Raw genomic sequence first — 17,671 nt, 5'->3', positions numbered from 1 at the left:
GCCTCCTTGAAACGCCGCGTCCGTTTCAAGGACGCTGGAGCCCGTGCCCCCCGCCCCTTCCTCCCCTCCGAGCGATACCGCGGCCCTCTCCGCGCTGGACCGGCACCAGCACCGGCGCGAGCAGGCCATCCCCACCCTCACCGTGCTGGCGGGTCCTCCCGGCGCCGCCCTGTCCCTCTGGCACCGCTGGCTGGAGGCGCGCGGCCTGGGGCTGTGTGTCTCGCGGGCCTCGCTCGAGGCCGGGGCCGTACGAGACTGGGTGACATTCCTGGCCCAGCACCGGAACCTCGAAACCGATGCGGCGGAGGTGCTCGGCGCCGCGGGAGGACTGCGGCGGGGCGAGCTGGCGGCGCAGCTCCAGGGCAAGACGCCGCATGAGCGCGGCCTGCTGCTCCAGGAACTCTTTCCGGCCCTCCCCCAGCCGGATGCCGCCGCCGCGTGCCGGTGTCTGCTTCAGCCCGCCACCCGCTCCAGGCCTCAGGAACCCTGGGAGGCCCTCCTCGAAGCCTGCGAGCAGAACCCGCTGCGCGCGTTCGCGGCCCTGCATGCCCTCGTTCCCCCTGGAGAGGCCCCGGCGCTCCTGCTCGCGGGAACGGGGGCCGCGTGGCTGGCCCAGGCCGCGCGGACCGTGGCCCGGATGTGTGACACCGTGCCCACGCTGGCCGCTGCCCTCTCCGTGGAAGGAGAGGCGGTGGACGCCTATCTCCACGGCGAGGAGAGCCAGGGACGCGCCCTGGTCCGTGAAGGGCGGTTGACACTCCCAATGGTTTCCACCGAGGGGGTGAAGCGGCGCGTGGAGGCGCTCGGGGTCCAGGACACGGAAGCCCTCACGGGCGCGCTCGCCCAGTTGGCCGCGGACGGAGCCCCGGACGAGGTGCTGTCCCTCTACGGCGGTGCGGCGAGGGAGCGGGAAGCCGCCACGGTTCAACCCTCGGCGGAGGACCGGGCCCGCAGCGCCGCGGAGCGCTTCCTGAGCGCGCTGCTCGAATCCCTCCCGGCCACGCGGGGACTGTTTGAACTCAACCAACGTACCGGGTTTCGCATCCAAGACCGGCCTGTCGAGGTAGACCTGCTCTGCCGACGGTTGCGATTGGCCATCGAAATCGATGGTTACTATCACTTCCAGACGCCCGAGGCCTACCGGCGCGACCGGCGCAAGGACCTGGCCTTGCAACGGCATGGCTACTGGGTGCTGCGCTTCCTCGCCGATGACGTGGTGGCGCGGCTCGAGGAAATCCGCGACACTGTGTTGGAAGTCGTCTCCCTGCGGCACAACGCGGTGGGGAGGGTGCCAGCAGATGGGGAGGATGCACATGGCGCGGACTGAACTCTCTCGCGTAGGGGAAGTGGCACTGCTGTGGCTGCTGACACGCCCGGAGGGCAAAGGCTCACGCACTGACTTGTCCCGGGCGCTGAAGTCCTTCGTCGAGCACCGCTGGAGCCCGGGCGAGTGGAACACCCGGCTCGAGGAGGCCCTGGCCACGCTGGAAGCGGGCGGCCTCTTGCACCAGACGCCACGCAAGGGATTGCACCTCACGGACGACGGCCGCCAACGCGCCGTGGAGGCCCTGGGCGTGGAGCGAGCCCCCAAGGGCCTCACCTGGAAGCAACTGCGGCTCAAGTACCTGACGGCGAAGTCGCTGGGGCTTCCGCCCTCCGCCAGCAACGTGAGCCGGCTGGGCACCCCCGATGGCCTGCGGGCCATCCTCGTTCAAAAGCAGTCGGGCCTCGGGGAGCCGGGCACGCGGAGCCTGGCCCAGGTCCGGGATGCGCTGTGCTGGAAGCAGCTCGGCGTGGACTCGGACAAGCCCTTTACCCTGTCCGCGGTGCAATCCTTCCTGCTGGGCAAGGTGCTCCAGGCCACCCGCGAGGTGAGCCCCGCCCAAGCCCTGGAGCAGCTCGCCGCCCGGAGCGTGGGCGCGCGGCGCATGGGCGCGGAGAGCCTCCGCCTGGCCGCCTTGCAGTCCTGGCTCGTTGCCGCCACGGAAGCCGCGCCCCTGCCCGCCCCGGAGCCTGAAGCCCCCGTGCCCCCGGCCGGCGAGGAAGCCCTGTCCTCGTTCGCCGAGCGGGTGCTGCACACGGCCCGCACCGCGACAAGCGGCCGCTTCGGGGATGACCGCGTCTTCATCTCGCACATCTGGCGCGCCATGAAAGACCCGGGGCTGGACGAACAGGCCTTCAAGAACCGGCTGATCGAGGCCAACCAGAAGCGCCTGCTGTCGCTGAGCCGCGCCGACATGGTCGAGCTGATGGATCCCGCGGACGTGGCGGCCTCGGAGACCCGCTACCTCGGCGCCACCTTTCATTTCATCGCCCTGTAAAGGGCTCACACCGTCCGGCAATTGGGGGAGTGCCCATGCAGCAGAACGATCTGCGTCTTGCCTCTTTTCTGTCCGACCGTACCGAGGTCTTCCACTCCATCCAGCACCGCCATGAGATCTGGCGGGAGGACCCCTTCGACGTCGAGACGGTGCACCAGGAGGCCCGGGCCACCTTCGAGCGCATGCTCCTGCGCGCCACCACGCCCCCCGGCCTGGACGCGGGGCGCATCCTGCTGCTGCTGGGAGACTCGGGCTGCGGCAAGACGCACCTGCTCCGGGCGTTCCGGACCCTCGCCCACGAGCGCTCCCTGGGCTTCGTGGGCTACATGCAGATGACGACGTCCACGAGCAACTACGGACGCTACGTCCTCTCCAACCTCATCGACTCGCTGGACCAGCCCTACCACGAGTCCACCGAGGCCAAGTCCGGCCTGCGGAAGCTGTCGGACCTGCTGCTCGCCCAGTGCGGCAAGGTGGCGGCCCTGCTCGCCGATCCGGACCAGGACGCGGACGAGATCACCCACCTGGTGGAGACCGCCGCCGACGACTTGCAGAAGCAGGAGCGCTTCAAGACGCTGGACCTGGACCTGCTGCGCGCCCTGCTCTTCCTCCAGCGGGAGGACACGCGCATCCGCAGCCGCGTGCTCAAGTACCTGCGCTGCGAGGACCTGTCCGGCAACGACCGCAAGGTGCTGGGCGACCTGGTGCCGCGCATCCACGACAACCACCCGCAGGAGATGGTGGAGCACCTGGGCCAGCTCGCCGCCGTGCTCGGCCACTCGCTGGTGCTGTGCGTGGACCAGCTCGAGGGCTTCGACACCGATGCCGCCAACACGCAGGCCTTCCGCCGGGCCATGCACATGCTGTGCGACTTCGCGGAGCGCGCACCCTCGTCGGTCATCGTCATCAGCTGCCTGCACACCTTCTGGACGGGCCTCCGGGGCCAGCTCACCCAGTCCCTGCTGGACCGCATCGAGCGGGACCCGGACACCCTCAAGCTGGAGAACCACCGCACCGCCGAGGAAGCCCGGCTCATCACCGAGCGCCGCCTGGAGCACCTCTACTCGGTGGAGGATGCGCCGTTCGATCCCGCGGAGCCCACCTACCCCTTCCCCCACGAGGGCTTCGAGAAGCTCGCCGGGCTGAGCACCCGCGAGGTGCTCGACACATGCCGGAGGTGGCGCGAACAGGCCAGCCGCGAGAAAGCCCTGCCCAGCCAGTTCCCCCTGGGGCTGCCTCCTCCCCAGAGGCAGATCTCCGCCCACGCTCAGGGGCAGACGACGCTGGAATTGGATCAGCTCTGGAACGACTTCCGCTCCACGAACTCCACGCCACCGCCCGAGGAGGATCCCGAACTCGCCGAGTTGCTGGTCTGGGCGCTGAGGGCCAGCGCGGACGAGGTGGACACGGGGCACCGCTTCGAAGTCCGGCGTGTCGAGGAGGCCATCCAAGTGGATGTTTCTCCGGGAGACGAGAAGCTGCATCTAGCGCTGTGCAACCGGAGCACCCGGGGCGGCGGGCTCGCCAACCAGATCGATCAGGTCCGCAAGGAAGCCAAGGGCCGCACCGCCGTGGTCATCCGGACCAGCGAATATCCGAGCAATCCCCGGGCTACCGCCGCGGTGAGCCTCGGCAAGCTCATTGGCAAGGGAGGCCGCCGGGCAGTGCTGGAGGACAGTGATAGCCGCGCCCTCCTGTCCCTGAGGGAGTTCCGCAAGCGCTACGAATCGCGTCCCGACTTCGCTTCCTGGCTGCGCTCGGCCAAGCCGATTACCCAGCTCAAGCCCGTGCGGGACATCCTGGCCCTGGACAACGTGCCGTCCAAGACGGACTCCGGGAAACCTGCGGATGTGCCTCAGCCCAACAAGGACTCGCAGCGGGCTACAGACAAGAACGGCTCTACCGCCAAGCCACAACAGCTCATCCTTCCCGGCTCAGGCTCCTCCAACATCGAGCCCCCGCGGATCAAGCCTCCCGAGAGGCCCCAGCCCCAGCGCACCTCCCCCGTCCGCATCGGCGAGGAGGACAGCCTGCTGAAAGTCCCCGTCCTGCTCAATCCTGACGAGCTGACGCAGCACGCGGCGTTCCTCGGAGGCCCCGGCAGCGGCAAGACGACGCTCGCCCTCAACGTGATTGAGCAACTGCTCCTCCAGGGCATCCCCGCCATCCTCGTGGACCGGAAGGGAGACCTCGCGGGCTACGCCTCCGAGGACTTCTGGAACCGCCCCATCGAAGACGCCCGCCGCCGGGAGCGCCGGGACCAGCTCCGGGAGCGACTCGACGTGGCCCTCTTCACCCCGGGCCACCCCAACGGCCGCCCCCTGGCCATTCCCATCGTGCCCGATGGACTGAACACCCTTCCCGAGTTTGACCGCCAGCAGGGCACCCGCCATGCCGCCGAGGCGCTGGCCGGCATGCTCGACTACCGCACCAGTGCCCGGGACAAGTCCTGCCGCACCCTGCTCACCCAGGCCATCGACCAGTTCATCCAGCTCTCCAGCGAGGACGTCACCCTCCCCCTGCTCGTCCGCTTCATCGGGGACAGGGATCCGCGCCTGGTCAACGCCGCAGGCCGGCTGGACACGAAGCTGTTCGACAAGGTGGCTGACGACCTGGACAGGCTCAACTTGGACTCCCAGTTGCTGCTGGGCCGCGACGCCGAGAAGCTCGACATGGACCTCTTGCTGGGCCGGGGCGCGCACGCGATTCCGGGCAAGACCCGCCTGAGCATCCTCAGCACCAAGTTCCTCGGGGACAACAACAACGTCCTGTTCTGGGTCTCCCAGCTCCTCATCGAGGTGACGCGCTGGCTCAGCCGAAATCCCTGCCCCACGCTCCAGGCAGTCCTCATGTTCGACGAGGCGGACATGTACCTGCCTGCCCTGCGCCAGCCCTCCACCAAGCAGCCCATGGAGAACCTCATCAAGCGGGCACGCTCGGCGGGCCTGGGGCTGCTGCTCGCCACCCAGAGCCCGGGCGACTTCGACTACAAGTGCCGCGACAACATCCGCTCCTGGTTCATCGGCCGCGTGAAGGAGCGCACGTCCCTGGAGAAGATGAAGCCCATGCTCAGCGAAGCCAAGGTGGACTTCACCTCCAAGATTCCCAACCAGGGCACGGGCGAGTTCCACGCCGTGCGCAGTGGCAAGGTCGAGCGCGTCAAGACCGAGCCCTCCGCGCTCGCCACCGAGCAGCTCTCCGACGACGCGCTGCTTCGCCTCGCCGCCCGGTCCGCACCGGCGAAGCCCGCCGCTCAGACGGGCTCCTGACCGTTTCCGTCAGGCCTGCTCGCAGAAGCCGTTGATGTAGAAATCATAGCCTGCCGCCGGCTGCGTCCCATTCTTGTCCAGGTAGAAGTCGCAGCTGAACTGCGTGGGGTGAAGGAAGAGCTGCCGGTTGGAGGCGTTCATCAGATCATGATGGCTGCCATAGACAGGATACAGGGGCCGCTGCTTCTGGCGTGCGGCAGCCCGGGTCCATTTGCAATAGCCGTCGGCATCCACCATGTAGGAGATGGGAGCGCTCAGGTACAGCAGCGAGAGATAGGTGGCATTGACCCCGGCATGCGAGCTTGAAAGATAGACGTTCCTGCCAACAGGGTTGGTATTGAAATCCGTCTCGGCGTAGTCAGCGGCACAGGTCCAGTCTGGAGCCCGGACGTTACGGGTCAGCGCGCACCAGCGCGCCAGCTCCACACGCGGCTTGACCTGCGCAGCCCCCAGGCTGTCGGCCGCACAGCGCTGAATGAGCACGGGCTGGGCTTCAACGGCCGATGGAAGCATCAACGCTCCCACCAGAAACACCCCCACCGCGACAGTCTCAAATCTCATCATTGCCTGCCCCTCCTTCAAAAAATGAGTCTAAAGCCTAACCAAATCCAAAACAGAACTCCAAGCCTATCGATTATTTCCGGAAATAACAGCAAATGCCTTCTGGGGCAGAGGTGAAGCCCCTGGAACAGGAGCGAGGAGACGCCGATGAAACGAGACGTGCTGATTACCGGGGCAAGCATCGCGGGTCCTGCCCTGGCCTGGTGGCTGAGCCGCTTTGGCATGAGCGTCACGGTCGTCGAACGCGCACCCGGGTTCCGCGATGGTGGGCAGAACATCGACGTGCGCGGCGCGGGCCGGACGGTCGTCCAGCGCATGGGGCTCGAAGACGCGATCGCGCAGCGGACAACGGGCGAAAAGGGAATCGCGTTCGTCGACGAAGCGAACCGGATCAAGGCCGAAATCAGCGCGGAGCAGTTCGGCGGCAATGGCCCCACCGCCGAGCTGGAGATCCTCCGCGGCGAGCTGGCGCGGCTCCTGATCGAACACAGCCGCAGGCAGGCCCACTATGTCTTCGGGGACCGCATCCGCGGCATGGAGGACCAGGGTGACGCCGTCGAAGTCACGCTGGAGCACGGGGGCCCGCGCCGGTTCGACCTCGTCATCGCCGCTGAGGGAATCGGCTCATCGACGCGCGCGCTCCTGTTCGGCGATGCCGTCCAGCGCGTGCCGCTCGATCTCTACACGGCTTATTTCACGATTCCGCGGGGGGAGAATGACGGGGCCACCGCCCGCTGGTTCAACGCTCCGGGGGGACTCAGCGTCTTCCTCCGCCCGGACAACACCGGCACCACGCGCGCCATCCTCTCGGTGCAACAGGAGTCGGCGGGGTACGAGGACCAGTCCCCCAGCGAGCAGAAGGCCTTCTTGAAGGCGAAGTTCGCCCGCGCCGGATGGGAGACGCCGCGCGTGCTCGCCGCGCTGGACGATGCCAAGGATTTCTACTTCGAGGCGCTCGGCCAGGTGAAGATGGACCATTGGTCCAAGGGCCGCGTCGCCCTGGTAGGCGACGCCGCCTATTGCGCCTCACCCATCAGTGGCATGGGCACGAGCCTGGCGCTCGTGGGCGCCTACGTCCTCGCCGGAGAGCTCTCACGCCACGAGGACCATGCGCAGGCCTTCGCCGCCTACGAGCGGATCATGCGGCCCTACGTGGAGCAGGCGCAGGACGTGCCCAAGCTGGGGCCGCGCATCGCTCAGCCTCAGACCCGGGCTGGCATCGCCCTTCAGCAGGGCGCGCTGCACCTCGCCAGCAAACCGGGGATCAGCAGGCTTGCTGGCAAGCTGCTGTCTCCCCCCTCCGACAAGATCGATCTGCCGGACTATGGCGCTGGCATCCCGCCAGGAGAGGCGGCTCAGTAATTGGGCTTGTTCGAGCTCCAGCAGGCCTTGTACGCCGAGTGCCCGCAGAAGTTGTTCGCGTAGGCGCCGCAGTCGCCAAAGGCCACGGTCTGGACCGACCAGAGCCACTCGCTGGTGCTGCGGCACTTCCACGAACAGGTGCGCGCGCCATTCTCCCAGCCCGCACAGTTCGCGGTCCACTGAGCGCTGACGCCGTCCTGGGAGGGCGCCGCTTCCGCCGCGGGCATGGATTCGGACGGCGCCGTCACGGTGGCTTGGGGCTCGGCCACCTGCGGCATGTCCTCGGGCGCGCCGCAGGCCGCCAAGAGGGCACCAGACACCAAGGGGATCATCCAGGTCTTCAAGTTCATGGCAATGCGCTCCTTTCAGGCGGACCGCCTGGAATCAGGGAATGCTCCAGCAGGCGCTGTAGGGGTCACGCCCGCAGTAGGCCACCGCGCGATCATGGCACTGGCCGTAGGGGACATCTCCGTAGCCGTACCAGTGCCGGTAATCGTCCGCCGTGCACTTGAAGGTACAGTTCCGCGCCCCTTTGTCCCAGCCTTCACAGATGCCCTGCTCGGTCTCCTGGAGCGGAGGTTGGAACTCGCCCGGAGCCTCATCGATGGATCCACCACACGCCGCGAGGAGACCGCTGAACGCCATGCTGACAACGAGGCGCTTCAGGTTCATGAGAAGCACTCCATAAGGAAGCGGCTGGCGTCACGCCAAGCACGAATAACATTTATCACCGCATTTCCAGATTTACAAGCACACTGCGCGATTGCAGCCTGAGCAGAGGCTCACCGGGCGTCACGCTCCGGCGACGGTCTCCAGTTCCTGGAGCGCGTCCTCCGGCAGCGTGCATCCGGCCGCGGCGAGGTTCTCCTTCAGGTGTGCGACCGACGAGGTGCCGGGGATCAGAAGGATGTTGGGTGAGCGGCGAAGCAGCCAGGCGAGCGCCACCTGCATGGGCGTGGCACCGAGACGCGCCGCGACGCCGGACAAGGTGGACGACTGCAAGGGGGAGAATCCGCCGAGCGGGAAGAACGGCACGTAGGCGATGCCGTCGCGGGCCAGCGCGTCGATCAGGGCATCGTCGGCCCGGTGCACCAGGTTGTAGTGGTTCTGCACGCAGACGATGGGGGCGATCCTTCGAGCCTCCGCGACCTGCGTGGGGGTGACGTTGCTCAAACCGATGTGGCGCACCAAGCCCTTCTGCTGGAGCCCGGCGAGCACCGTGAGCGGCGCCTCGATCGAGCCCTCCGCAGGCCCGTGAGCGCTGAACATGAGGCGAAGGTTCACCACGTCGAGTGCCTCCAGGCCCAGGTTGCGCAGGTTGTCGTGGACCGCCTGGGTCAGTTCCTGGGGCGAGAAAGCCGGGAGCCACGTGCCATCCTCGCCCCGCCGGGCGCCGATCTTGGTGACGATGACGAGATCGCGGGGGTACGGCGCGAGCGCCTCGCGGATCAGCCGGTTCGTGACGTACGGACCGTAATAGTCGCTGGTGTCGATGTGGTTCACCCCACTGGCGATCGCCTCGCGCAGCACGGCCAACGCCGCGCCGTGGTCCTTGGGCGGACCGAACACGCCGGGCCCCGCGAGTTGCATGGCGCCATAGCCGAGCCGATTCACGGTGCGGCCTCCGAGGGTGAACGTGCCGGACAGATCCATCTGGGACATGTGCTCTCCTTTGAAGAGGAGACACAGATAGCCGCTGCCTGGGCCCAGGAGAACGGGGTACAATCCGCATGGGCTGTGCGGAAAGGCGAACAGTGAAAGCCGACCTGGATGACCTGAAGGCCTTCGTCGCGGTGGCACGCGCCCGGGGGTTTCGTGAGGGCGCTCGCACCAGCGGCAGCAGTGCGTCCGCGCTCAGCGAGGCGGTCCGCCGTCTGGAGGCGCAGCTGGGGGTCCGGCTGCTGAACCGGACGACGCGAAGTGTCGTCCTGACCGACGCGGGTCAGGGCTTGCTGGAGCGGCTCGGCCCCGCCCTGGCCGAGATGGAGGCCGCCCTCGACGTGGTGAACGGCTTTCGCGACAGGCCCGCGGGCTCGCTGCGCCTCAACGTCCCGGTCAGCGCGGCGCGGCTGGTGCTGCCCCGCATCGTTCCACCGTTCCTCGCCGCCTACCCCGACATCCGGCTGGAGATCATCACCGACGACAGCTTTGTCGACGTGATCGCCTCCGGGTTCGACGCCGGCATCCGCTACGACGAACGGCTGGAGCAGGACATGATCGCGGTGCCCATTGGACCGCGTGTCCAGCGCTTCGCCACCGCCGCGGCCCCGGCCTACCTGGAGCGGCATGGTCGGCCGAAGCACCCCCGCGAGCTGCTGGGCCACGCCTGTCTGCGCGGCCGCTTCTCCAGCGGCGCGATGCCGCCGTGGGAGTACGAGCGCAACGGCGAGGTGGTTCGGGTTGATCCTTCGGGGCCGCTGATCGTGAGCGCGGGCGGGGCGAGCGACCTCTCCATCGACGCGGCGGTCGCTGGCAGCGGCATCGTGTACCACTTCGAGGACTGGCTCCGGCCGCACCTGGACGGCGGCGCCCTCGAACCCATCCTCAAGCCCTGGTGGCAGAGCTTCCCAGGGCCCTTCCTCTACTACCCCGGACGGCGCCTCGTACCCGCGCCGCTGCGGGCCTTCGTTGACTTCATCAAGGCATCGGCTGGCCCCGCTTAACCTCTGCCCGCCTGCGTCGCCTTCCGGGGTGCCCCTGTCTGTCTGATGCGCACCGGCCTATGCTCCGCCGGATGTCCACCGCCCGCCCCTCCCCACCCGCCGACCCCGTGTCCGCATTCGACCTGGCGCGGCTGGACGACGCCTTCTACGCCGACCCCTTCCCCCTCTACCGCGCGATGCGCGAGCGGGACCCGGTCCACCGGATGCCCGACGGCTCCCTCTTTCTCACCCGCTGGGCCGACCTCGACCGTGTCTACCGCGACACGCGCACCTTCTCCTCGGACAAGCGCGTCGAGTTCGGCGCAAAATACGGGGACACGCCGCTCTTCGAGCACCACACCACCTCCCTCGTCTTCAACGACCCGCCGCTGCACACGCGGGTGCGCCGGCTGATGGTGGGCGCGCTGACCCCGCGCGCGCTGGCGACGATGGAGCCCGGGCTGCGCGCCCTGGTGGACCGGCTGCTGGACGGACTGGCCGCGAAGGGCGCCGCGGACCTGATCGAGAACTTCGCCGCCGCCATCCCCATTGAGGTGATCGGCAACCTGCTGGACATGCCGATGGAGGAGCGGGGCCCGCTGCGGGGCTGGTCGCTTGCCATCCTGGGCGCGCTCGAACCCCGTCTGACGGCCGAGCAGGAGGCCCGCGGGAACGAGGCGGTGACGGAGTTTCTGGACTACCTCCGCATCCTCGTCGTCCGGCGGCGGGCGCGGCCGGGGGACCCCGCGACGGACGTGCTGACCCGGCTCATCCAGGGCGAATCCGACGGGGAGCGGCTGACCGAGACGGAGCTGCTGCACCAGTGCGTCTTCCTCCTGAACGCGGGGCACGAGACGACGACGAACCTCATCGGCAACGCCCTGGAGCTGCTGGCGCGCTTCCCGGACGAGCGCGCACGGCTGCTGCGAGACCCGGCGCTGATGCCGGCGGCGGTGGAGGAAGTCCTGCGCTACGAATCCTCCAATCAGCTCGGCAACCGGCGGGTGACGGAGGACACGGAGCTCGGCGGCGTGGCGGCGCCGGCCGGCACCTTCCTCACACTCTGCATCGGCGCCGCCAACCGCGACCCCGCGCGCTTCGAGGACCCTGAGCGCTTCGACGTGGGGCGCCAGCCCAACCGGCACCTCGCCTTCGCGGGAGGGGCACATACGTGCGCGGGGATGAACCTCGCGCGGATGGAGGCACGGATCGCGCTGGCGGCGTTCCTCGCGCGCTTCCCGGCCTATGCGCTGACCGCGCCGCCGGTGCGGGCACGGCGGGCGCGGTTCCGCGGGTTCACGGCGATGCCGGCGCGGCTGGAGTAGCGCTTCAGCGGCCGTGCGCGGGGGGCGGATTCCCTCTCAGCCCAGGTGGGGATCTTCCGCCGGGTAATAGGAGTGCCCCTGCACCAGCGGCGCCTCCCCTTCCACCACCTCCGGCTGATCCACGCACAGCACCGACTGCTCGATGTCCGTGGGATTGTCGTAGCGGTGGGCGAGCCCCTGGGGCCCGTGGAAAACCGTGCCCTGCTGGGCTGGACGGCCCTGCAGAAGCAGGCCACCGCCCAGCACCAGTTGGCTCTGCGTCATGCGCGGATGCCGGGGCTCGGACACGAAGCCCCCAGGCCGGAGGCGCAGCCGGCAGATGCCGGAGCGGGACCCCTCGTAGACGCGATCCACGTGGCCAAAGGGCGTCTCCTCCACGGGGTAAACGAAATGCCCGTGGCGGCGGTGGACCTGCACCGCGGGCACGGCCTGTCCTCCAGGGGCCTCGGGCCGGGTGACACGCACCGTGGCGGCCCTCACCTGGGCATGCGGCGCATCCAGGGAGGGGGGCAACAGCACATAGCGGACGACGGCCTCCGCCACCGGCTCCAGCGATTCGAAGCGGCAGGCCTCCAGCAGGAAGCGCAGCTCCCCCGCCAGCCGTCCGTAATGGACCGTGTGAGACAGGTGCCCGTCCGTCGCGGCCCGCCGCGTGTCGAGAAACAGCGCCACCTCCAGGCTCCACCGCGCGGCCTCGCCCCCGGCGGACGCGGTGCCCGGGGCGCTCTTCACCGTGAAGTCCCTCAGCTCGATGACATCCAGCAGACGCCCTTGGCCATCCGTCTCCACGGGCAGGCGCAGGGGTTCATTCATGAGACGGGGCTCCTGACAGGGCACGGAGAAGAACCGTCAGCGTATGAAACTTCAAAGTCCCTGTCCCCGCCCGTGAGAGCCCCGGAGGCCGCCGGGGCGTGCCTTGACGGCTGGGCGAGCGCCGCATCTGCTGGGCACATGGATCCCTCGCCTTCCCTGGCGCCCGCCGATGCCACGGAGCTCCGCCCCGCCAGCGCCCATGAACGGGTGATCTTCCTCGACGTGCTGCGCGGCTTCGCCCTCTGCGGCGTCTTCATGTCGAACGCCTATATGCACTTCAGCGGGCGGTATCCGCCTCCCAAGGAGGGCGTGGCCCCCCTGCTGCCCTCGCCGGTGGATCCCGCCGTCCACGCCCTCTACGAGTTCATGCTCGCCGGCAAGGCGATGACCCTTTTCGCCTTCCTGTTCGGCCTGGGCTTCGCGCTGCAGATGGGCCGGGCCCAGGCGCGCGGCGCCGCCGTGCTCCCCCTGTACACGCGCCGCCTGACGGTGCTGCTGTGCCTGGGGCTGACCCACCTGTTCGGGCTCTGGTACGGCGACATCCTGTCCATGTACGCCGTGGCAGGGTTCCTGCTGCTGCTGTTCCGGGACTTCTCCAGCAAGCGGCTCCTCGTCTGGAGCCTGGTGCTCATCCTCGGCGTTCCCCTGGTGCTCACGATGCTCCAGCGGTTCGTGCCCCTGCTCGCCAGCTCCACCGAGACCGTTCAAGCCGTGGCGCAGCAGGAGCGGGCGCAGGCCGAGGCGTTCCAGAAGCAGGCGCAGGCGGTGTTCGACCACGGATCCTTCCTGGAGACGCTGCGGACCAATGCCGCCGTCCACATGAAGCGCGCCCTGCGGCCTGTGTACTTCGCCTTCCTGCTCATCCCCCTGGGCAAGTTCCTGCTGGGGCTCCTCGCGGGGCGGCACCGGCTCCTCCAGGAGCCCGGACAGCACCGGCCGCTGCTGCGCAAGCTGCTCGGGTGGGGGCTCCTCGTGGGCGTGGTGGGCAGCAGCGCCTCCCTCGCCGTGGGGGCCCTGACCCGCGCCGGGCACATCCCCCGGGGCACGCCGTGGCTGTTCTTCATGCCCACGGTGTCGGAGATCGGCGTGCTCGGGCTCGCCGCCTTCTACATGGCGGGCTTCGCGCTCCTGTTCCAGCGCGCCCCCTGGCAGAAGGGGCTCTCGGTGCTTGCCCCGGCCGGGCAGATGGCGCTGACGAACTACCTGAGCCAGACCGTCATCAGCCTCCTGCTGTTCCGGGGCTACGGCCTGGGCCTGGGCAGCAAGCTGGGCGCACTGGCGTGCTTGACGCTCATCTTCTGCCTCTTCTGGGTCCAGGTGGGGCTGAGCCACCTCTGGCTGTCACGCTTCCGCTTTGGCCCCGCCGAGTGGCTGTGGCGCTCGCTCACCTATGGAAAGGCCCAGCCCATGCGGCGGCCTGCCCCGCTGCCAGCGGCAGACGCCACCGCATGAGGCGCCACTGGAATCAGCGGGACTTGAAGCTCTTCGCCGCGCGATTGAAGGAATGGAAGCTGAAACCGAACTCGATGCCCGTGCAGTCTGGGCCCGGGTAGGCGAGGACGCCGTCCGCGTTGATCATGTTCACGCCGGACCGGGCGTCGAACGGCAGGTTGGTGCACCCCGCCGGCACGGTCTGATAGTTGATGTACTGCCCCGCGAAGCTCTTCTCGGCCCAGAAGGTGAGCCCCGAGTTGGGGATCTCCAAAGTCTCCGGGGCGGGATTCGCGGCGCCGAAGACGGTGGAGGCGGAGAACAACGCGGCGGTCAGGATCTCAAGCATGGAGTGCGTCCCTTTCGTTGTAGCGTTTTACTTCACGTGGTTGAAGTCGGCAGACACCGGCGCCTGAGGCGCCACAATCCAGCAGCCAGCAACAGCCCTCCCCCTCCCGCCCCTGGCCCTGCTTGGCACCCCTTGGAGGACTCGGGCTCCTCGGGCTCTTGAGGTGCCTCGGGCTCTTCCCCTGGGCCCTGGCCACATGGGGTGGCCGTGGCCGAGGGGACCATGCAGAGCCGCCCATACCGGCCTGTCCCCTCGTGGCGCCCATCCACCACCGCCACGGACACGCTCGTGGCGTCCTGGGCGGGAAGCTGGAGGGTCAGCGGGCCGGGCCCTTCGGCCCTGACCACCCGCAGCACCGCCGGGCCCGAGCGTGCCACCGCCACCAGGTGAAGCGCGCCCGTCTCATCGCCCTCGCGGGGCTGGAAGCCCACCGAGACCGTCCCGGCCCCGCCCGCCACCTCGAAGTACCGGACGGCCGCGGGGGCGACGCGCACCGAGGGCTCGTCCACCGGGAGCGTCTTGGGCGCGAGCACCAGCTCCGCATAGCCCGCGCCCCGCGCGTACCCCTGCCCGGCCTGCCACCGCGAGCCCGTGGACAGGTTCCACTGGGCGAACTCCGTGAAGGCCGTGTCGAAGTCCGTGCGCCAGTCGCGGCGCAAACACGTGTCCAGCAACACCGGCCAGCGCGCCGTGGGCGAGCGGACGCTCTCCTCCCAGAGCGAGCGAATGAGCCCATCCCCGAAGCGCTCGCCCAGGAACTGGAAGAACAGGGACGCGCCATAGCTGAAGGCCTGCGCGGGCCCGTCCGGATCCAGCACCAAGCTGCGGTCGGGCCGCTCCAGGTACGCGGACGAGAAGTGCTCCAGGTCGTCCAGCGCGGGCTCGAAGCGCTCGGTGGCCCAGACCGCGCTGCCCTCCCCCGCCACGCTGCCCAGGCCCGGGTGGTAGACCGCCTGCACCGCGTGGAAGAACTCGTGGCTGGCCAGCGTGGCCACGGCCTCCTCGTAGGAGCCGTAGGAGTAGCCCGCGAAGTCATTCTCCTGAAGGATGTGCCCCGTGCAGTCCGTATCCGCCCCGGCGCACCCATCCAGCCGGTAGGCCCCATCGGCCCGCAGGGCGAAGTCCAGCAGGTACACGTCGAACGTCCCGTCCCCGCCGGCGGTGTCCTCGGACGGCAAGCGGTAGCCCAGCCCCGCGTAGAAGGCCGCCACGCGGTCGTACACCCGCGCCGCTGCCTCGACCGAGTCCGGGATTCCGCTGCCATCCGCATCCGCCCCGGCCACCGCGTTGGGCCCCGAGCGGGAAAAGTGCAGGCGGAAGCGCCCACCCGGCGACACCGTGGACTCCACGGCCTCACCGGGCTCGAACCGCGGAGGGGGCGCTGACGGCTCCGTAGGACGTACCGCCGCCACGAGCTGCCCCGCCATGTCGCCGGGCACCTCATGCGGGGGCCGGGCGGAACCACACCCGGCGCCGAGGAGCAGCGTCAGCGCCAGGGCCCTCACGGCAGGAAGGCCCACCGGACGCGGAACTGCGCCGCACCGTTGGGAGCGGGCGCGGAGCCCGTCTCGTTGCAGACCTGCTGTGGCTCCGGATCGTAATAGTGCGTCACCTCCAGCTTCACGTCACGGCCGTCCGCCAGGCGCACCACGAAGACGTTGCCCGTCATGGCAAGACAGGCCTCGTACCTCCAGAAGCTGCCCAGCGCCACCGCGGGCCCGAGCCCCTCCCCGTGAGAGACGGACTCGCACGTCTCCGTGTAGTAGCTCTCGGAGGTGAACGCCCAGGACGGGTCCACGGCGGTCACCGCCTCGAAGGCCGTTCCCGCAGGGGTCTGTGCCACCAGCGTGCAGGAGGGGCCGGACACCCCGCTGTTCACCCGGATGATGTAGCGGCGGAAGGCGATGTCCCAGTCCATGGACGCCAGCGCGGCCTGGTCATCCACCGGCACCGCCGCCAGGCCCTGCGCGGTGAAGCGGGCATAGGCATAGGACTGCGTGGGAGGGTTGCCACCGCCGCGCGCATCCACATAGGTGTGGAATTCGCCCGCCGTGGTGCCGTCCTCCCGGATGGCGCCCGTCGACACGGTGGTCAGCAGGTCGAGCCCGTCAATGCTCTCCTCGGAGCAGCGCACCGTGGCGGGCGCGCACTGCGGCTCGCCGCGCCCATCGCTGTCCGGGGGCGTCTCCTCCGGGTCGTCACCGCAATTCACCAGCGCCAGGGACATCGCCAGGACGGCCAGCGCCGGAAACCGCCGCGCGCGTGAACGCTTCAACTCAGGGAAGGAGGACATGGCCGCCCACCCTAGGTGATAACGATTCTCATTTTCAACGCGAAAAGTGGGCCCCAGCGGGGCACCTTCCCGCGCAGGGGCTCAGCCCACGTCCTTCAGCGTCACCGCCTCGGGGGACACCTCGCCGCGCAGGTCCTTCGGCGGGGCGATGGCGGCCTTGAGCTCCCGGTACGTCTGCGCGTAGCTGCCCTGGAGGATGGCCTCGCGCAGCTTGCCCATCAGCTTCTGGTAGTGGCGCACGTTGTGGATGGAGAGCATGCGCGAGCCCAGGTGGTGCTTGCCGCGCATCAGGTGCTGCAGGTAGCCGCGCGTGTAGCGCGTGCACACCATGCAGTCACACGCCGCGTCCAGCGGGGCGTCGTCCAGCCGGTAGACCATGCGGGTGATGCGCACCAGCCCCTCGAAGGTGTACGCGTAGCCCTGCTGCGCCATCTTCGTGGGGATGATGCAGTCGAACATGTCCACGCCCCGCATCACCGCCTCCAGCAGGTCCGTGGGCGTGCCCACCCCCATGAGGTAGCGCGGCTTGTCCGTGGGCAGCGAGGCGGTGGCGCGGGCCGTCATCGTCTCGCGCTCCTCCTTCGTCTCCCCCACCGCCAGGCCGCCAATGGCGAAGCCGTCGAACGGCAGCTGGGTGAGGAACGCGGAGCTCTCGTCCCGCAGGCGCGGGTAGACGCCGCCCTGGACGATGCCGAACAGCGCCTGCCCCGTGGGCACCTTGTCCTTGGCGGCCAGGCTGCGCACCGCCCAGCGGTGGGTGCGCTCCATGGCCTCGCGCGTGCCCGCCTCGTCCGTGCGCGAGTCGATGCACACGTCCAGCACCATCATGATCTCCGAGTTGATCGCCTGCTGCATGGCGATGCTGGTCTCGGGGCTGAGCATCTGGCGGCTGTTGTCGTAGAAGCTGCGGAACTGCGCCCCCTTCTCGGTGATGAGCCGGTCCTCCGGCAGCGAGAAGATCTGAAACCCGCCCGAGTCGGTGAGGATGGCCCCAGCCCACTGCATGAAGGGGTGGATGCCGCCGAACTTGCGGAACACGTCCGCGCCGGGCCGGAGCATCAGGTGGTAGGTGTTGGCCAGGAGGATGCGGCTGCCCGTCTCCCACACCTCCTCGGTGCCCAGGTGGCGGAAGGCGGCGTGGGTGGCCACCGGCATGAACATGGGGGTGGGGAAAGAGCCCCGGCGCGTGTGGAGCACCCCGGCGCGGGCGCCGGTGGGGTCGGTGGTGACGAGTTCGAAGCGGACAGCCATGGGCCGGGCGTTATACCCGCCTCCGCGCCCGCCGCACCTGGCGCCTGCGAAAGC

16 protein-coding genes are annotated in these 17,671 nt (G+C 69.1%); 7 read left to right on the top strand and 9 right to left on the bottom strand.

Going from position 1 to position 17,671, the window contains the following annotated elements:
• Positions 1–43 precede the first annotated feature (43 nt).
• Genes KY661_RS18030 through KY661_RS18020 form a run of 3 tightly spaced genes read left to right on the top strand, consistent with a single transcriptional unit; the run spans position 44 to position 5,590 of the window.
• Positions 44–1,327 (top strand): endonuclease domain-containing protein, encoded by a 1,284-nt coding sequence (locus KY661_RS18030; RefSeq protein ID WP_225411379.1) that lies wholly within the window; start codon positions 44–46, stop codon positions 1,325–1,327.
• The gene (locus tag KY661_RS18025) at positions 1,314–2,321 is read left to right on the top strand and encodes a helix-turn-helix domain-containing protein (protein WP_225411378.1); all 1,008 of its coding nucleotides are present in this window, start codon (positions 1,314–1,316) and stop codon (positions 2,319–2,321) included. The genes KY661_RS18030 and KY661_RS18025 overlap by 14 nt, the downstream gene beginning before the upstream one ends.
• Before the next feature lie 35 nt (positions 2,322–2,356).
• Positions 2,357–5,590 carry a helicase HerA domain-containing protein gene (locus KY661_RS18020; protein WP_225411377.1) on the top strand — a complete coding sequence of 1,078 codons (3,234 nt, stop codon included), beginning with the start codon at positions 2,357–2,359 and terminating at the stop codon, positions 5,588–5,590.
• Between the two features lie 9 nt (positions 5,591–5,599).
• On the opposite strand, the gene KY661_RS18015 is transcribed toward KY661_RS18020, so the two are convergent.
• A complete protein-coding gene (locus KY661_RS18015) occupies positions 5,600–6,154 on the bottom strand; it encodes a hypothetical protein (protein ID WP_225411376.1) in 555 nt (184 codons plus the stop codon).
• 144 nt (positions 6,155–6,298) lie between these two features.
• On the opposite strand from KY661_RS18015, the gene KY661_RS18010 reads away from it, so the two are divergent.
• On the top strand, positions 6,299–7,513 hold the full coding sequence (locus KY661_RS18010; protein WP_225411375.1) for an FAD-dependent monooxygenase: 1,215 nt from the start codon (positions 6,299–6,301) through the stop codon (positions 7,511–7,513).
• Here KY661_RS18010 and KY661_RS18005 read toward each other — a convergent pair.
• The 3 genes from KY661_RS18005 to KY661_RS17995 form a co-directional block, all read right to left on the bottom strand.
• Positions 7,507–7,863: a hypothetical protein gene (locus KY661_RS18005; RefSeq protein WP_225411374.1), complete on the bottom strand. Its 357-nt coding sequence runs from the start codon at positions 7,861–7,863 to the stop codon at positions 7,507–7,509. The genes KY661_RS18010 and KY661_RS18005 overlap by 7 nt on opposite strands.
• A 34-nt stretch (positions 7,864–7,897) precedes the next feature.
• The gene (locus tag KY661_RS18000) at positions 7,898–8,185 is read right to left on the bottom strand and encodes a hypothetical protein (RefSeq protein WP_225411373.1); all 288 of its coding nucleotides are present in this window, start codon (positions 8,183–8,185) and stop codon (positions 7,898–7,900) included.
• A 120-nt stretch (positions 8,186–8,305) separates the two neighbouring features.
• Positions 8,306–9,175, bottom strand: coding sequence for an aldo/keto reductase family oxidoreductase (locus KY661_RS17995; RefSeq protein ID WP_225411372.1), 870 nt, complete (start codon positions 9,173–9,175; stop codon positions 8,306–8,308).
• A gap of 92 nt (positions 9,176–9,267) precedes the next feature.
• On the opposite strand from KY661_RS17995, the gene KY661_RS17990 reads away from it, so the two are divergent.
• Both KY661_RS17990 and KY661_RS17985 read left to right on the top strand, forming a co-directional pair.
• The gene (locus KY661_RS17990) at positions 9,268–10,176 is read left to right on the top strand and encodes a LysR family transcriptional regulator (RefSeq protein ID WP_225411371.1); all 909 of its coding nucleotides are present in this window, start codon (positions 9,268–9,270) and stop codon (positions 10,174–10,176) included.
• A gap of 71 nt (positions 10,177–10,247) precedes the next feature.
• Positions 10,248–11,480, top strand: a complete 1,233-nt coding sequence (locus KY661_RS17985) for a cytochrome P450 (protein WP_225411370.1) — start codon at positions 10,248–10,250, stop codon at positions 11,478–11,480.
• A 36-nt stretch (positions 11,481–11,516) separates the two neighbouring features.
• On the opposite strand, the gene KY661_RS17980 is transcribed toward KY661_RS17985, so the two are convergent.
• Entirely contained in the window at positions 11,517–12,293 is a 777-nt protein-coding gene (locus KY661_RS17980) for a dihydroneopterin aldolase (protein ID WP_225411369.1), read from the bottom strand.
• 138 nt (positions 12,294–12,431) lie between these two features.
• Here KY661_RS17980 and KY661_RS17975 point away from each other — a divergent pair, with 138 nt between their 5' ends.
• A complete protein-coding gene (locus tag KY661_RS17975) occupies positions 12,432–13,745 on the top strand; it encodes a DUF418 domain-containing protein (RefSeq protein WP_225411368.1) in 1,314 nt (437 codons plus the stop codon).
• Between the two features lie 13 nt (positions 13,746–13,758).
• On the opposite strand, the gene KY661_RS17970 is transcribed toward KY661_RS17975, so the two are convergent.
• From KY661_RS17970 to tgt, 4 genes are all read right to left on the bottom strand, one after another.
• A complete protein-coding gene (locus KY661_RS17970) occupies positions 13,759–14,073 on the bottom strand; it encodes a hypothetical protein (protein ID WP_225411367.1) in 315 nt (104 codons plus the stop codon).
• Positions 14,074–14,105: 32 nt separating this feature from the next.
• On the bottom strand, positions 14,106–15,578 hold the full coding sequence (locus tag KY661_RS17965) for an MXAN_6640 family putative metalloprotease (RefSeq protein WP_225411366.1): 1,473 nt from the start codon (positions 15,576–15,578) through the stop codon (positions 14,106–14,108).
• Positions 15,575–16,366: an HmuY family protein gene (locus KY661_RS17960; RefSeq protein WP_225411365.1), complete on the bottom strand. Its 792-nt coding sequence runs from the start codon at positions 16,364–16,366 to the stop codon at positions 15,575–15,577. The genes KY661_RS17965 and KY661_RS17960 overlap by 4 nt, the downstream gene beginning before the upstream one ends.
• An 81-nt stretch (positions 16,367–16,447) precedes the next feature.
• Positions 16,448–17,617 carry a tRNA guanosine(34) transglycosylase Tgt gene (gene tgt / locus KY661_RS17955; RefSeq protein ID WP_225411364.1) on the bottom strand — a complete coding sequence of 390 codons (1,170 nt, stop codon included), beginning with the start codon at positions 17,615–17,617 and terminating at the stop codon, positions 16,448–16,450.
• Positions 17,618–17,671: the final 54 nt, after the last annotated feature.

The sequence above is a fragment of the Allostigmatella hybrida genome, assembly GCF_020103775.1.
Lineage (GTDB): Bacteria > Myxococcota > Myxococcia > Myxococcales > Myxococcaceae > Hyalangium > Hyalangium aurantiaca.
The sequence above is the reverse complement of the archived record's forward strand: the minus strand, read 5'-3'. Positions and strand labels throughout refer to the sequence as shown.

Excerpts from the sequence above, each read along its gene's own strand:
- KY661_RS18025 (WP_225411378.1), top strand. The coding sequence starts at position 1,314 with ATGGCGCGGACTGAACTCTCTCGCGTAGGGGAAGTGGCACTGCTGTGG.
- KY661_RS18020 (WP_225411377.1), top strand. The coding sequence starts at position 2,357 with ATGCAGCAGAACGATCTGCGTCTTGCCTCTTTTCTGTCCGACCGTACC.
- KY661_RS18015 (WP_225411376.1), bottom strand. The coding sequence starts at position 6,154 with ATGATGAGATTTGAGACTGTCGCGGTGGGGGTGTTTCTGGTGGGAGCG.
- KY661_RS18010 (WP_225411375.1), top strand. The coding sequence starts at position 6,299 with ATGAAACGAGACGTGCTGATTACCGGGGCAAGCATCGCGGGTCCTGCC.
- KY661_RS18005 (WP_225411374.1), bottom strand. The coding sequence starts at position 7,863 with ATGAACTTGAAGACCTGGATGATCCCCTTGGTGTCTGGTGCCCTCTTG.
- KY661_RS18000 (WP_225411373.1), bottom strand. The coding sequence starts at position 8,185 with ATGAACCTGAAGCGCCTCGTTGTCAGCATGGCGTTCAGCGGTCTCCTC.
- KY661_RS17995 (WP_225411372.1), bottom strand. The coding sequence starts at position 9,175 with ATGTCCCAGATGGATCTGTCCGGCACGTTCACCCTCGGAGGCCGCACC.
- KY661_RS17985 (WP_225411370.1), top strand. The coding sequence starts at position 10,248 with ATGTCCACCGCCCGCCCCTCCCCACCCGCCGACCCCGTGTCCGCATTC.
- KY661_RS17980 (WP_225411369.1), bottom strand. The coding sequence starts at position 12,293 with ATGAATGAACCCCTGCGCCTGCCCGTGGAGACGGATGGCCAAGGGCGT.
- KY661_RS17975 (WP_225411368.1), top strand. The coding sequence starts at position 12,432 with ATGGATCCCTCGCCTTCCCTGGCGCCCGCCGATGCCACGGAGCTCCGC.
- KY661_RS17970 (WP_225411367.1), bottom strand. The coding sequence starts at position 14,073 with ATGCTTGAGATCCTGACCGCCGCGTTGTTCTCCGCCTCCACCGTCTTC.
- KY661_RS17960 (WP_225411365.1), bottom strand. The coding sequence starts at position 16,366 with ATGTCCTCCTTCCCTGAGTTGAAGCGTTCACGCGCGCGGCGGTTTCCG.
- tgt (WP_225411364.1), bottom strand. The coding sequence starts at position 17,617 with ATGGCTGTCCGCTTCGAACTCGTCACCACCGACCCCACCGGCGCCCGC.